The following is a 13,579-nucleotide window of genomic DNA, read 5'->3' on the forward strand; positions in this document are numbered from 1 at the left end:
AGCCGCGATCGCAAATTTAGCTGTACGGATTCGCCAATAAAACACTTATTCGTTTCTATTAAAGAAACACCTCTGAGTTCGGGAGAGTTGCCAATGACAGAACAGCCACTTAGCCAAACCGTTGCCAGCGCTCGCGCGGGACGCACGCGCTTTCTGATGCTCGGTCTGGTGTTTATTAACATCATTATCAACTATATGGATCGCACTAACCTGTCGGTTGCCGCTACGGCAATGGCTGGCGAATTGCGCTTCTCGCCCATGGAGATGGGATTGATCTTTTCCGCCTTTGGCTGGATCTACGCTGCGCTACAGATTCCCGGCGGCTTCCTCATCGATCGCCTTGGTGCGCGCGTCGTTTATGGCGTCGGTTTATTTGCCTGGTCGCTGATCACCGCGCTGCACGCGCTTGCCAACAGCTTTGGCGCGCTATTTGGTCTGCGGCTCGGCGTCGGCGCTTTTGAAGCGCCGGTGATGCCCTCGAACAACCGGGTGATCTCTAGCTGGTTCCCGGAGCAAGAGCGCGCCAGTGCGATCGGTATTTACTCCTCAGCGCAGTTTGTCGGCCTGGCGTGTATGACGCCGCTGCTGTTTCATCTGCAGGATGCTTTTGGCTGGCGCGGACTGTTTTTGATCACCGGACTTGCGGGGATGATTTGGGCGCTGGTGTGGTATTGGCTCTACCGCGAGCCGAATCAGCATCAAGGCGTGTCAAAAGCTGAGCTCAGCTATTTGCGTGACAACGGTGCGTTGCTGGAGAGTCGACAAAATTCGCAGCAGCCCGTAGCGCGCTGGGGCGATTTGGCGCAGATGTTCCGCAGTCGTAAATTGGTCGGCATCTACATTGGCCAGTTCACCATTTCCGCCACCTTCTGGTTCTTCCTCACCTGGTTCCCGACGTATCTGGTGGAGTATCGCCACATGGGCTTCATCAAGAGCGGCTATGTTGCTTCGGTGCCCTACTTCGCCGCCTTCTGTGGCGTGCTGCTGGCCGGATTTGCCTCAGATCGCATGATACGTCGCGGTATCTCCGCCAGCGTGGCGCGCAAGCTACCGGTGATTCTCGGCCTGTTCCTGACGCTGTTTATCCTTGGCGCCAATTACACCAACGACTCCACGCTGATTATTCTGTTTATGTCGCTGGCGTTCTTCGGCAACGGCCTGGCGACCATTACCTGGGTGTTTGTCACGGCGTTGGCGCCGCGCCACTTGATTGGTCTGGCGGGCGGGGTATTTAACTTTACCGGTGCGCTGTCATCCATCGTGGTGCCGATTGCCATTGGTGCGTTAATCGACGGCGATAACTTCGCGCCAGCCCTGGCATTTATCGCCGTGCTGGCCGCGATTGGCATCTGCAGTTACCTGTTTATTGTCGGGAAAATCGATCATGTTAGCGCGGGGTGAACACGGTTTGCGCCAGCGATTGCAACTGTTGCAGGCGCTGCGCGAGGTGCGCCTCATCGTCCTGCCAGATTTTGGCGAACGCCAATGCCGCGCGATTGTGATCAATCGGCTGCGCCATACTGATTTCGCCATCATCGCGGTGCCAGATCAGGTAACCCTCAGCACGCTTACGCGCCAGCAGCGGCGCGATTTGCAGCCACTGTTCTTCGCTAAAACGCGGGCGCAGCGCCTCGTCACTTTCCGCCGCCAGCAACGACACGCCAATCACCGATTGCCACGCGGGCAGCATGCGGAAACCGGCCAGCGCCTGGCTGGCGTTAATGCGTTCACCGGGTTCCGAGTGCCAGATGTAGATCACCTGATCCTCCCACAACACGCCCAGCGCCACCACGATATCGCGCGGCGCGTGGCGTTCCAGCTGCGGCAACGCCTGCGCGAACAGCGAAGATCCGCGAATCGCCTGTGCCGCCAGCGCGTGAATACCGGGGCCAGGCAGATAGCGTCGATGCTCATCCTGCGTCGTCAGTCCAATCGACGCCATGGTCATCAGCAGTCGATTCACACGCGTGCTGTTCATCCCCATCTGGCGCGCCAGTTCACGGCAACCCACGGCCTTGTCACTGGACACCAGATATTGCAGACAGCGAATACCGTCAATCAGGCTTTGGTTCGGTTGAGAAGACATAGATCACCTGCGGCGGGCAAACTCCAATCTTAGCCTTAGAGTCAGAGGAATGAAATGATGCAAACTTTCTCTACGCAAAATGAGCGCCACTTTCCGCAACAACGACTACAAGCGGAGTTACTGATCGTCGGCGGTGGACTGGCGGGCGTGTGTGCCGCGCTGGCCGCCGCACGCGATGGCCTTGATGTGGTGCTGATTCAGGATCGCCCGGTGCTGGGCGGCAACGCTTCCAGCGAAGTGCGCTTGTGGGCCAACGGTGCGACCTCACACATGGGCAATAACAATCGCTGGGCGCGCGAAGGCGGCATCATGGGCGAGATCATGGAGGAGAACCTGTGGCGCAATAAAGAGGGCAATCCGGTACTGTTCGATATGGTGCTGCTGGACATCGTACAGGCGCAGCCCGGCCTGACTTTGCTGCTCAATACGGTGGTGACCGATATCGAAAAATCTGGCCGCCGCTTGCTGTCAGTGCAGGCGTTCAACGCCATTAATCAAACGCGTTATCAGGTTTCGGCTACACAGTTTATCGATGCCAGCGGCGATGGCGTATTGGGCTATCTGGCCGGTGCGGCGCATCGCGTGGGCGCGGAATCGGTGGAGGAGTTTGGCGAGAAGATGGCGCCGGGCGAGAATTTCGGCCACAAGCTCGGACATTCGATTTACTTCTACACCAAGCGCACGGCACAACCGGTACGCTTCGTTGCGCCCTCTTTCGCACTAAAAGAGATCACCGCCATTCCGCGCTATAAACGGCTAAGTTCAGAGCTGAACGGCTGCGATTTATGGTGGCTGGAATGGGGCGGACGGCTCGATACCGTGCATGAGAGCGAAACCATCAAGTGGGAACTGTGGAAAATTGTCTGGGGCGTGTGGGATTACATCAAAAACTCCGGTGAATTTCCCGATGCCGATAACCTCACCATCGAATGGGTTGGCCTGATTCCCGGCAAGCGCGAGAGCCGGCGTTTTCTCGGCGAGACGATGCTGTGCCAGCAGGACATCATCGAACAACGCGACCACTACGATGCAGTGGCATATGGCGGCTGGTCGATTGATCTGCATCCGGCCGACGGCGTCTACAGCGAACACGATGGATGTCGTCAGTTCCACAGCAAAGGGACTTACACCATTCCCTTCCGCGCGCTCTACAGCCAGTCGCTGGACAATCTGCTGCTCACCGGCCGACTGATCTCCGCTACGCACGTCGCCTTTGGCAGCGCACGCGTCATGTGCACCTGCGGCGTGCTGGGCGAAGTGGTGGGCCGCGCGGCGGCGCTGTGCCAGCAACAGCAGATCACGCCCGCCGAACTGGCGCAGCCTGAGCGCGTTGGGCAGCTGCAGCAGCATCTGCTGCGTCAGGGTGCGTTTATCCCGCGACATCCGTTGGCCAACCCAGCGCGCGAGGCGTATGTTACGGTGAGCAGCACCTTAGAGTTGCGCGCCCTGCCCGCCGATGCCGGTTGGCAGCCGCTGCAATCTCGCTGTGCGTTGCTGCTGCCGCTCAAAGCGGGCGAACGCTTGCCGGCAATCAGCGTGCAGCTGCGTGCCGCCAACGCGCAGAAATTACAGGTATCGCTGCTCACCAGCGCTAATCCGGCCAATACCTGCGGCGACTGCCAACTGAGCACGCAAAGTATCACGGTTACTGAGCAAGGCACTTATCGACTGAGCTTTGATTATCGCGCCGAATGCGATCGCTATGTATTTATCGCCTTTGAGGAGAACGCTGCGATTGAGGTTGCATTAACCAGCCAGCGTTTGCCGGGCGTGATGATGGTGTTCAACAGTCTCAATCCGCGCGTGGCGAAACGCACACGCCAGATTAACGATGGCGATTACGGCGTTGATGAGTTTGATTTCTGGCTGCCGCGCCGGGCTCCACAGCAAATCCTGCTGGCCTTTGCGCTGGAAACGCCGCTGCAGCTTTGGCACCGCGACTATCTGCTCAACGGCAAGCTGCGCCCGGAACAGCACACTAACTGCTGGGTGCCGGCGCAGGATGACACGCATCCCAACGTCAGCTGGCATTGGAATGAACCGCAGCAGGCGAAACACATTACCTTGCTGTTTGACAACGACTTCGACCATGCGATGGAAACGGTGCAAATGGGCCACGCACAGGCTGTGACGCCGCACTGCACCACACATTATCGCGTATGGCTTGATGAGATGCTTTTGGCAGACGTGACGGAAAATCATCACTCGCTGTGTCATCACTTGGTGCCAGAATGCGTGATTTTTAGCCAGATACGACTGGAGTTGCTCGCCAGTGCGGGCGCGCTGCCCGCACTGTACGGATTACATCTGCATTAGAGTGCAGCAATGCCCTGACGCGCCAGCTGAATGGCGATAAACCACATCACGCCGCCGACCAGCAAATTGATAATGCGCTGCGCCCGCACGGTGCGCAGCCGCGGCGACAGCCACGCGGCCAGCAGCGCCAGGCCGAAGAACCAGATAATTGAGGCACTCACGGTGCCAAATGCAAACCAACGACGCGCGTCTTCAGACGGAAGCTGGCTACCGAGGCTGCCGAGCACCACAAAGGTGTCGAGATAGACGTGCGGATTGAGCCAGGTCACCGCCAGAATAGTAGCGATGATGCGCCAGCGACCTTGCTTTATCTCCGCATCAGATGCCAGCGACACATCACCTTGCCATGCAGCGCGCAGCGCGCCCCAACCGTACCACAGCAAAAACGCCACGCCCGCCCAAGTGATCAGCATCAATAAGAGAGGCGATTGATTCAGCAACGCGCTGCCGCCAAAAATCCCACCACAGATCAGCGCAATATCGCTAAGGGTACACAGCGATGCGGTCATCAGGTGGTAATGGCGCTTAATGCCCTGATTCATCACAAAAGCATTTTGCGGGCCTAACGGCAAAATCAGCGCAGCACCAAGGGCAAGCCCTTGTAAATAAACAGATAACACGGAAATAACCTTAATAACTGGGGAGATGCGATGCAGTATAGTGACGCGACGATATTAGAGGAAATTGAAATATTTAATAGGCTATTAGCATGAGTAATAAAAAAGGCACCCGCAGGTGCCCTTCTCTATTATTCGCTGTGTGCAGGCTGTTGTTGCTCGCTCTTCACCTGATGCAGATGCACATCCATCTGCGGGTAAGGAATGCCGATGCCGTTCGCGTCCAGCGTACGTTTGAAGTTCTTCATCAGATCCCAATAGACGTTTTGCAGATCGCTGCTTTTACTCCAGCAACGCACCACAAAGTTGAGCGATGAAGCCGCCAGTTCATTTAGGCCGATCTGTACGCCGAGGTCTTGCAGTACGCGCTCGTCCGCATCAACCACTTCACGCAACAGGCTAATAACCTGATCGACATCCGCATCGTAAGCCACACCAATAATGAACTCGTTGCGACGGATCGGTTCACGTGAATAGTTAACGATATTGCCGGCGATAATTTTACCGTTGGGTACCACCACGATTTTGCCATCAGCGCTTTTCAGCGTAGTGGAGAAAATCTGCACGTTCTGTACGGTACCCATCACGCCGCCGAGATCGACAAACTCACCGGTTTTGAACGGGCGGAAGGTCACCAACAGCACGCCAGCAGCCAGGTTGGACAGCGAACCTTGCAGCGCCAAACCCACCGCCAAGCCAGCAGCACCCAGCACGGCAATCACTGAGGCGGTTTGTACGCCAACGCGTCCCAGTGCAGCAATGACGGTAAAAGCGATAATTCCGTAGCGCACCATTGCAGAAAGGAAATCTGCCACAGTGGCATCAATATGACGCGCTAGCAGAACGCGGTTAATCGCATTGGAGACGATGCGCGCAATGAACATACCAATGATGATGGTAATAATCGCCGCCACAATATTGACCGCATAGCTCAGGATCAACGCCTGATTACGTATCAGCCATCCACCAGCACTATTAATGCCATCAACGACATGTAAATCTTCCATTTGTTAGCCCTGTTGTTGAGTTTCCCGCGGGAAATTGCCAAAAACTGCCAGATTGACTCCGACACTCCGAATACAAGGGTAAACAAAAATAAGGCGAAGCGCCAAAAATGGCCTGAATTCGTGGGATTTTCTGGATGAGACGCATAAAAAAAGGCCCTTGCGGGCCTTTTTTGTACTGTACGGAAAAATTACAGTACGTCGACAGCGTTAAGCTCTTTGAAAGCCTGCTCCAGGCGAGTCACCATGGAAGCCTGCGCTGAGCGCAGCCATACGCGTGGATCATAGTATTTCTTGTTCGGGCTATCCACGCCTTTAGGGTTGCCCAATTGGCCTTGCAGATATGCTTCGTTTTCTTTGTAGAACTTCAGAATACCGTCCCATGTTGCCCACTGGGTATCGGTATCGATGTTCATTTTAATTACGCCGTAACCAATTGATTCTTTGATTTCTTCTGGAGATGAACCTGAACCGCCGTGGAACACGAAATCGAGCGCGTTATGCGGCAAGTTGTGTTTTTTAGTCACGTATTCCTGAGAATCACGCAGGATGGTCGGCGTCAGTTTCACGTTGCCTGGCTTGTACACGCCGTGCACGTTGCCGAATGAAGCAGCGATGGTGAAACGTGGGCTGATTTTGCTCAGCTCGGTGTAAGCGTAATCAACGTCTTCTGGCTGAGTGTACAGCGCAGAAGCGTCCATGTGGCTGTTGTCCACGCCGTCTTCTTCGCCACCGGTACAACCCAGTTCGATTTCCAGGGTCATATCCAGTTTGGCCATGCGCGCCAGATACTTAGAAGAAATCTCGATGTTCTCTTCCAGTGACTCTTCAGACAGGTCGATCATGTGAGAAGAGAACAGCGGCTTACCGGTTTTCTTGAAGTGCTCTTCACCCGCGTCCAGCAGACCGTCGATCCACGGCAGCAGTTTCTTGGCGCAGTGGTCGGTATGCAGGATTACTGGCACACCGTACTGTTCAGCCATCAGATGCACATGGTATGCACCCGCGATAGCGCCGAAGATAGCCGCGCCCTGCGGCTTGTCGGTTTTGAAACCTTTACCGGCGATGAAGGCAGCACCACCATTGGAGAACTGAACGATGACCGGCGCTTTCACTTTGGCCGCAGCTTCCAATACCGCGTTAATAGAATCCGTGCCGACGCAGTTAACTGCTGGCAGAGCGAATTTGTTCTCTTTCGCTACCTGGAAAATTTTCTGAACGTCGTCACCAGTGACAACGCCGGGTTTTACGAAATCAAAAATTTTAGACATGTTTGTGTCCCGTTTCGTTACCGTTCATCCCCGAAGGGATTGCGATTTGTTTGCCCCATAAAGGGCTAGCCTTCAGGCGACGCGCAAGCGTCGCCCCCAAAGAGTTACTGCTTCGCGCGCTCTTCCAGCATAGCAACTGCTGGCAGTTTTTTTCCTTCCACGAACTCGAGGAATGCGCCGCCGCCGGTAGAGATGTAAGAGATCTTATCTTCGATACCGAACAGATCGATTGCAGCCAGCGTATCGCCGCCGCCTGCCACTGAGAATGCATCGCTATCGGCGATTGCATTTGCCACGATTTCGGTACCTTTACGGAAGTTCGGGAACTCGAACACGCCAACCGGACCGTTCCACAGAATGGTTTTCGCGCCTTTCAGAATAGCGGCCATCGCCTGTGCGGTTTCGTCGCCGAAGTCCATAATCTCTTCGTTATCCGCCACTTCGGAAACCTTTTTCACGGTTGCCGGAGCAGTTTCAGAGAATTCCGTGCCTACGCGAGAATCAGTAGGAACTGGGATACCAAACTGATCACGCAGACCTTTTGCTGCTTCGACGAAGTCTGGCTCGTACAGTGATTTACCGACGTTGTTATCGATAGCAACGAAGGTATTCGCGATACCGCCGCCGACAATCACGGTGTCAGCAATCTTCACCAGCGACTGCAGCACATCAAATTTGGTCGACACTTTAGAACCGCCAACCACAGCAACCAGCGGACGCTCTGGATTACTCATCACTTTGCCCAGCGCTTCCAGCTCAGCTGACAGCAGCGGACCGGCACATGCGATTGGGGCAAATTTGCCCACGCCGTGGGTAGAAGCCTGTGCGCGGTGCGCGGTACCGAAGGCATCCATCACGAACACGTCGCACAGTGCGGCATATTTCTTCGACAGCCCTTCTTCGTCTTTTTTCTCACCTTTATTAAAGCGCACGTTTTCCAGCACAACCAATTCGCCCGCGCCGACTTCAACGCCGTCGAGGTAATCTTTTGCCAGGGTAACGTTGGTGCCGTTCAGTTTATCTTTCAGGTAGTTAACAACCGGCAGCAGGGAAAACTCTTCGTTGTATTCACCTTCGGTCGGACGACCCAGGTGAGAGGTAACCATCACTTTCGCGCCCTGTTTCAACGCCGCTTCGATGGTAGGCAGAGAAGCACGAATACGTGCATCTGACGTCACTTTCCCTTCTTTCACTGGCACGTTGAGATCGGCACGGATCAGAACGCGTTTACCAGCAAGATCCAGATCGGTCATCTTAATTACAGACATGGTGAACCCTCTCGTTGATTCTCATAAGTTTTGCCAGACGCAGTCCGCGTCTTACCTGAAACCGCTTGCGGCCAATGCTAACGTGGTGTCGATCATGCGGTTAGCAAAGCCCCATTCGTTGTCACACCAAACCAGCGTTTTGATAAGGTGATGACCACTGACCCGCGTTTGCGTGCCATCGACTATGGCACTGTGCGGATCATGGTTAAAATCTACTGAGACTAACGGTAATTCCGTATAGTCAACTATACCACGAAACGCCCCTTCTGACGCGTTTTGCAGCAACGCGTTGACCTCACACGCCTTCACCGCTTCGCGCACCGACACGCTCAGATCAATGGCTGTCACGTTGATGGTGGGCACGCGCACGGCAATCGCCTCAAAGCGATCGTTAAATTTCGGAAAAATACGGGTAATGCCAGCAGCGAGACGCGTATCTACCGGAATGATCGATTGGCTGGCGGCGCGGGTACGACGCAGATCGCTGTGATAGGCGTCGATCACCTGCTGATCGTGCATCGCCGAGTGAATGGTGGTCACGGTGCCCGACTCAATGCCAAAGGCGTCATCCAGCAACTTGATCACCGGAATAATGCAGTTGGTGGTGCAGGATGCGTTGGAGACAATGCGGTCAGTTTGTTTAAGAGCTTGTTCGTTAACACCGAATACGACTGTGGCATCGAGATCGTTGCCGCCCGGATGCGAGAACAACACTTTCTTCGCGCCCGCCGCCAAATGGGCTTCGCCATCAGCGCGGCTACCGTACACCCCGGTACAATCCAGCACGATATCCACATTCAGTTCGCGCCACGGCAGCGCATCAATTTCAGCCTGATGCAGGATGCGAATGGTGTCGTCGCCAACAAACAGTTGATCGCGCTCCTGGCGCACGTCCAAAGCAAAGCGACCGTGGCTGGTATCGTACTTCAGCAGATGCGCCATACCGGCGGCGTCTGCCAACTCGTTAATGGCAACCACGGTGATCTCAGCCCGGCGACCGGTTTCATACAGGGCACGCAACACATTACGCCCGATACGACCAAAACCATTTATTGCTACGCGAACGGTCATCTCTACCTTCAACCACACCCGAAAAAACGTGCCGATTAGCCTGAGCGTTTCACACCGTTTTGTACAGGGAATTATTGCTTACCCGCACGAGTGAGATGCACGATTTTATTCACAACTGAAACGGTTCAGCTAGAGTAATGCAAGAGAGGAATAACGGGAATGATTGCGATCAAGTGAGTGGCTGAATATTGGATCTACGTCACAAATTTTGCACTGGCGGATTATTACTGCAGGAATAATTGAACCGTTTCAGGTTAGATACGCCTGCATTGCAGGTGTACGCGATGAATCGCGCCGCTACAGGCTGTGCTTAACCGGTAGCGGCGCAATTTACTGCGCAAAGTTACAGAATAGATTTCGCCGTTTTCACCACATTCTCAACGGTGAAGCCAAACTCCCTGAACAGCTGATCCGCAGGCGCCGACTCACCGAAGGTGGTCATACCGACGATCGCGCCGTTCAGGCCGGTGTATTTGAACCAGTAATCCGCGATACCCGCTTCAATCGCCACGCGTGCGGCAACCGCTTTTGGCAGCACGGATTCACGGTACGCCGCGTCCTGCTTGTCGAAGGCGTCGGTGGATGGCATAGACACCACGCGCACCTTGCGGCCTTCCGCTGTCAGCTGCTCATAAGCGCTCACCGCCAGCTCCACTTCCGAACCGGTGGCGATCAGGATCAGCTCAGGCGTGCCTTCGCTGTCCTTCAGCACGTAACCGCCGCGCGCCACGTTAGCCAGCTGCTCAGCGCTACGATCCTGCTGCGCCAGGTTCTGACGCGAGAAGATCAGCGCCGACGGGCCGTCCACGCGTTCAATCGCGTACTTCCACGCCACCGCTGACTCAACCTGGTCGCACGGGCGCCACAGGCTCATGTTTGGCGTCATGCGCAGGCTGGCCATCTGCTCAACCGGCTGGTGCGTCGGGCCATCTTCGCCCAGACCAATTGAGTCGTGGGTGTACACCATGATCTGACGGATCTTCATCAGCGCGGCCATACGTGCGGCGTTGCGCGCGTACTCGACGAACATCAGGAAGGTGGCGGTGTACGGCAGGAAGCCGCCGTGCAGCGCGATACCGTTGGCGATGGCGGTCATACCGAACTCGCGCACGCCGTAATGGATGTAGTTGCCCGCCACATCTTCGTTGATCGGCTTCGAGCCGGACCACATGGTGAGGTTGCTCGGCGCGAGGTCAGCGGAGCCGCCCAGATATTCCGGCAGGATTTTGCCGAAGGCTTCGATGGCGTTCTGCGAGGCCTTACGGCTGGCAATTTTCGCCGGACTGGCCTGCAGCTGCTCAATGAACTTCTGCGACTCGCTGGCCCAGTTCGCCGGCAGCTCATTGTTCACGCGGCGCTTAAACTCGGCAGCCAGCTCCGGATGTGCGGCGGCGTAGGCGGCAAACTTCTGGTCCCATGCGGACTCTTTCGCCTGGCCGGCTTCTTTGGCATCCCACTGCGCGTAGATGTCTGAAGGGATTTCAAACGGACCGTGGTTCCAGCCCAGCTGCTTGCGGGTCAGCGCGATTTCATCGGCACCCAGCGGCGCGCCGTGCGAGTCGTGCGTACCGGCTTTGTTCGGCGAACCAAAACCGATAACGGTTTTGCACATCAGCAGTGAAGGCTTGTCGGAAACCGCTTTGGCTTCTTCCACCGCTTTTTTAATCGCGTCGGCATCGTGACCGTCCACGCCGCGCACCACGTGCCAGCCGTAGGCTTCGAAGCGTTTGGCGGTGTCGTCGGTGAACCAGCCGTCAACGTGACCGTCGATGGAGATGCCGTTGTCATCGTAGAAGGCAACCAGTTTGCCCAGCTTCAGGGTGCCGGCGATGGAGCAGACTTCGTGTGAGATGCCTTCCATCATGCAGCCGTCGCCCATAAACACATAGGTGTTATGGTCTACGATGTCATGACCCGGACGGTTGAACTGCGCCGCCAGCGTGCGCTCGGCAATGGCAAAACCCACTGCGTTAGCGATGCCCTGACCCAGCGGGCCGGTGGTGGTTTCAACGCCTGCGGTGTAGCCATATTCCGGGTGGCCTGGAGTTTTAGAGTGCAGCTGACGGAAGTTCTGCAGCTCGCTCATTGGCAGATCGTAGCCAGTGAGGTGCAGCAGGCTGTAAATCAGCATTGAGCCGTGACCGTTCGACAGCACAAAGCGGTCGCGGTCTGCCCACAGCGGGTTAGTAGGGTTATGGTTCAGGAAGTCACGCCACAGCACTTCGGCAATGTCCGCCATGCCCATTGGGGCACCCGGATGTCCCGAATTGGCTTTCTGTACTGCATCCATACTTAACGCGCGAATGGCGTTGGCAAGCTCTTTACGAGAGGGCATCTTCTACTCCAGGTCGGATTAATGCTCCGCCACGCTTAACTTATTGTAATTAATCAGTTATAAGGCGAAGCGAGAAAAAAGTCGCACATCAATGTACATGAAAATCAGGACAAAAGTACATGCATCTGGGTGCTAAATCACGGGTAACCGTTTGCATTTCCGGGCTTGTCTGCTAGTCATTGAACAACATGCGAGCTATAACCTAAGCGTTTAAACATCTGGGCCAGTTTCAGGTGTTTGTTTTCTTTACCTTGTTACCCAAAGGATGCCGATATGAAAATGAGAGCCACGATTGTTGCTCTGGGAATGGCTTCGCTGCTGAGCGGCTGCGAAGGGTTTGATAACAACGCGCTGCTACAATCGGGTGCGCAGGCTTATCAGGCCTATGCGCTGAACGATACGCAGGTGAAAGAGTTGAGCGATCAATCCTGTGCGCAGATGGATAAAGACAATCAGGTTGCGCCCGCTAACAGTGAATACCAGCAGCGCCTGAACAAAATCGCGGCGGCGCTAGGCGACAACATCAACGGCGTGCCTGCCAACTACAAGGTTTATCAGACCAAAGACGTTAACGCCTGGGCGATGGCGAACGGTTGTATTCGCGTCTATAGCGGGTTGATGGATATGATGACCGATAACGAAGTCGAAGGTGTGCTGGGCCATGAAATGGGCCACGTCGCGCTGGGCCATACGCGCAAAGCGATGCAGGTGGCGCTGACGACCACCGCAACGCGCACCGCTGCGGCTTCCGTCGGCGGCGTAATTGGCTCGCTGTCACAATCACAATTGGGTGAAATGGGCGAAAAGCTGGTGAATGCGCAATTCTCGCAAACTCAGGAAACACAAGCCGATGACTACTCGTTCGACCTGCTGAAAAAGCGCGGCATCGATCCGATGGGATTAGCGACCAGCTTTGAGAAGCTAGCGAAACTGGAGCAAGGAAGACAGAGTTCGATGTTTGACTCGCATCCGGATTCGGAAGCCCGCGCCCAGCATATTCGTGAGCGTATTGCGGCTGGGAAATAGATCGTGCTTGCTGTCCCCCTCCTCGGTCCTCCCCCATGAATGGGGGAGGAAGATGCTGCCACATGTCAGTGAGGAAGCTGCATTTAGCTGCGTCTCCTTCCCCCATTCATGGGGGAAGGCCGGGATGGGGGACAGTAAGCAAACATCAAAGCAAACAACCTTCAACGCTTAAACAATCCATCCACCATCGCACCCAAATCCTGGGTATTCGACGTCTTAATGTGGCCCTGCGGCGACAGCTTATCAATCACCTGCGGCAATAAGGCAGCCAGCGTACCGGACGCACCATGTACATCGGTGCCGAGCTTATCCGCCAGCGACTGCAGCTGATCATTGCCAAGCGCATTTTGAACCTCGCCGCCATCAATCGACATGTTACTGCCGCTGCCAAGCCAGCTATTCAGCACCTGCCCGAGTCCGCCCTGTTGAAACTTCTGCAGCAGCACTTCAACGCCGCCCTGTTCCTGCACCCAGTTCCAGATAGCCATCAGCTGTTGCATCTGGTTGCCCTGCCCGCTTCCGTTGCTGTTTCCTAGCGATCCTACTAAATCGTCCAGTAAACCCATAGTCGCCTCCGCAGATTAA

The 13,579-nt window shown here is 55.5% G+C and carries 11 protein-coding genes; 3 read left to right on the top strand and 8 right to left on the bottom strand.

What is annotated here, in order from left to right:
- Positions 1-93: 93 nt before the first annotated feature.
- A complete protein-coding gene (locus tag AAF463_RS15615) occupies positions 94-1,401 on the top strand; it encodes an MFS transporter (RefSeq protein WP_217549406.1) in 1,308 nt (435 codons plus the stop codon).
- Here AAF463_RS15615 and AAF463_RS15620 read toward each other — a convergent pair.
- Positions 1,388-2,086: a transcriptional regulator gene (locus AAF463_RS15620; protein ID WP_101761942.1), complete on the bottom strand. Its 699-nt coding sequence runs from the start codon at positions 2,084-2,086 to the stop codon at positions 1,388-1,390. The two genes, AAF463_RS15615 and AAF463_RS15620, sit on opposite strands and share 14 nt — an antisense overlap.
- Positions 2,087-2,140: 54 nt before the next feature.
- On the opposite strand from AAF463_RS15620, the gene AAF463_RS15625 reads away from it, so the two are divergent.
- Complete coding sequence (locus AAF463_RS15625) at positions 2,141-4,402, top strand: FAD-dependent oxidoreductase (RefSeq protein WP_350261066.1); 2,262 nt, start codon at positions 2,141-2,143, stop codon at positions 4,400-4,402.
- On the opposite strand, the gene argO is transcribed toward AAF463_RS15625, so the two are convergent.
- From argO to tkt, 6 genes are all read right to left on the bottom strand, one after another.
- Positions 4,399-5,022, bottom strand: a complete 624-nt coding sequence (gene argO, locus AAF463_RS15630) for an arginine exporter ArgO (protein ID WP_110868000.1) — start codon at positions 5,020-5,022, stop codon at positions 4,399-4,401. The two genes, AAF463_RS15625 and argO, sit on opposite strands and share 4 nt — an antisense overlap.
- Before the next feature lie 128 nt (positions 5,023-5,150).
- Positions 5,151-6,026: a small-conductance mechanosensitive channel MscS gene (gene mscS, locus AAF463_RS15635; protein ID WP_309833406.1), complete on the bottom strand. Its 876-nt coding sequence runs from the start codon at positions 6,024-6,026 to the stop codon at positions 5,151-5,153.
- Between the two features lie 188 nt (positions 6,027-6,214).
- Positions 6,215-7,294 carry a class II fructose-bisphosphate aldolase gene (gene fbaA, locus AAF463_RS15640; protein WP_110868001.1) on the bottom strand — a complete coding sequence of 360 codons (1,080 nt, stop codon included), beginning with the start codon at positions 7,292-7,294 and terminating at the stop codon, positions 6,215-6,217.
- A 104-nt stretch (positions 7,295-7,398) separates the two neighbouring features.
- Positions 7,399-8,562 (bottom strand): phosphoglycerate kinase, encoded by a 1,164-nt coding sequence (pgk, locus tag AAF463_RS15645; protein WP_101761937.1) that lies wholly within the window; start codon positions 8,560-8,562, stop codon positions 7,399-7,401.
- 51 nt (positions 8,563-8,613) lie between these two features.
- Positions 8,614-9,633 (bottom strand): erythrose-4-phosphate dehydrogenase, encoded by a 1,020-nt coding sequence (epd, locus tag AAF463_RS15650; protein ID WP_350261067.1) that lies wholly within the window; start codon positions 9,631-9,633, stop codon positions 8,614-8,616.
- Between the two features lie 343 nt (positions 9,634-9,976).
- Positions 9,977-11,968 (bottom strand): transketolase, encoded by a 1,992-nt coding sequence (tkt, locus tag AAF463_RS15655; protein ID WP_350261068.1) that lies wholly within the window; start codon positions 11,966-11,968, stop codon positions 9,977-9,979.
- A 273-nt stretch (positions 11,969-12,241) separates the two neighbouring features.
- Here tkt and AAF463_RS15660 point away from each other — a divergent pair, with 273 nt between their 5' ends.
- Positions 12,242-12,994, top strand: a complete 753-nt coding sequence (locus AAF463_RS15660) for a M48 family metallopeptidase (protein WP_101761934.1) — start codon at positions 12,242-12,244, stop codon at positions 12,992-12,994.
- A 161-nt stretch (positions 12,995-13,155) separates the two neighbouring features.
- On the opposite strand, the gene AAF463_RS15665 is transcribed toward AAF463_RS15660, so the two are convergent.
- Positions 13,156-13,560: a YidB family protein gene (locus tag AAF463_RS15665; protein WP_350261069.1), complete on the bottom strand. Its 405-nt coding sequence runs from the start codon at positions 13,558-13,560 to the stop codon at positions 13,156-13,158.
- Positions 13,561-13,579 lie beyond the last annotated feature (19 nt).

This window comes from Pantoea sp. BJ2, from assembly GCF_040255075.1.
GTDB classification, from domain to species: Bacteria; Pseudomonadota; Gammaproteobacteria; order Enterobacterales; family Enterobacteriaceae; genus Pantoea; species Pantoea leporis.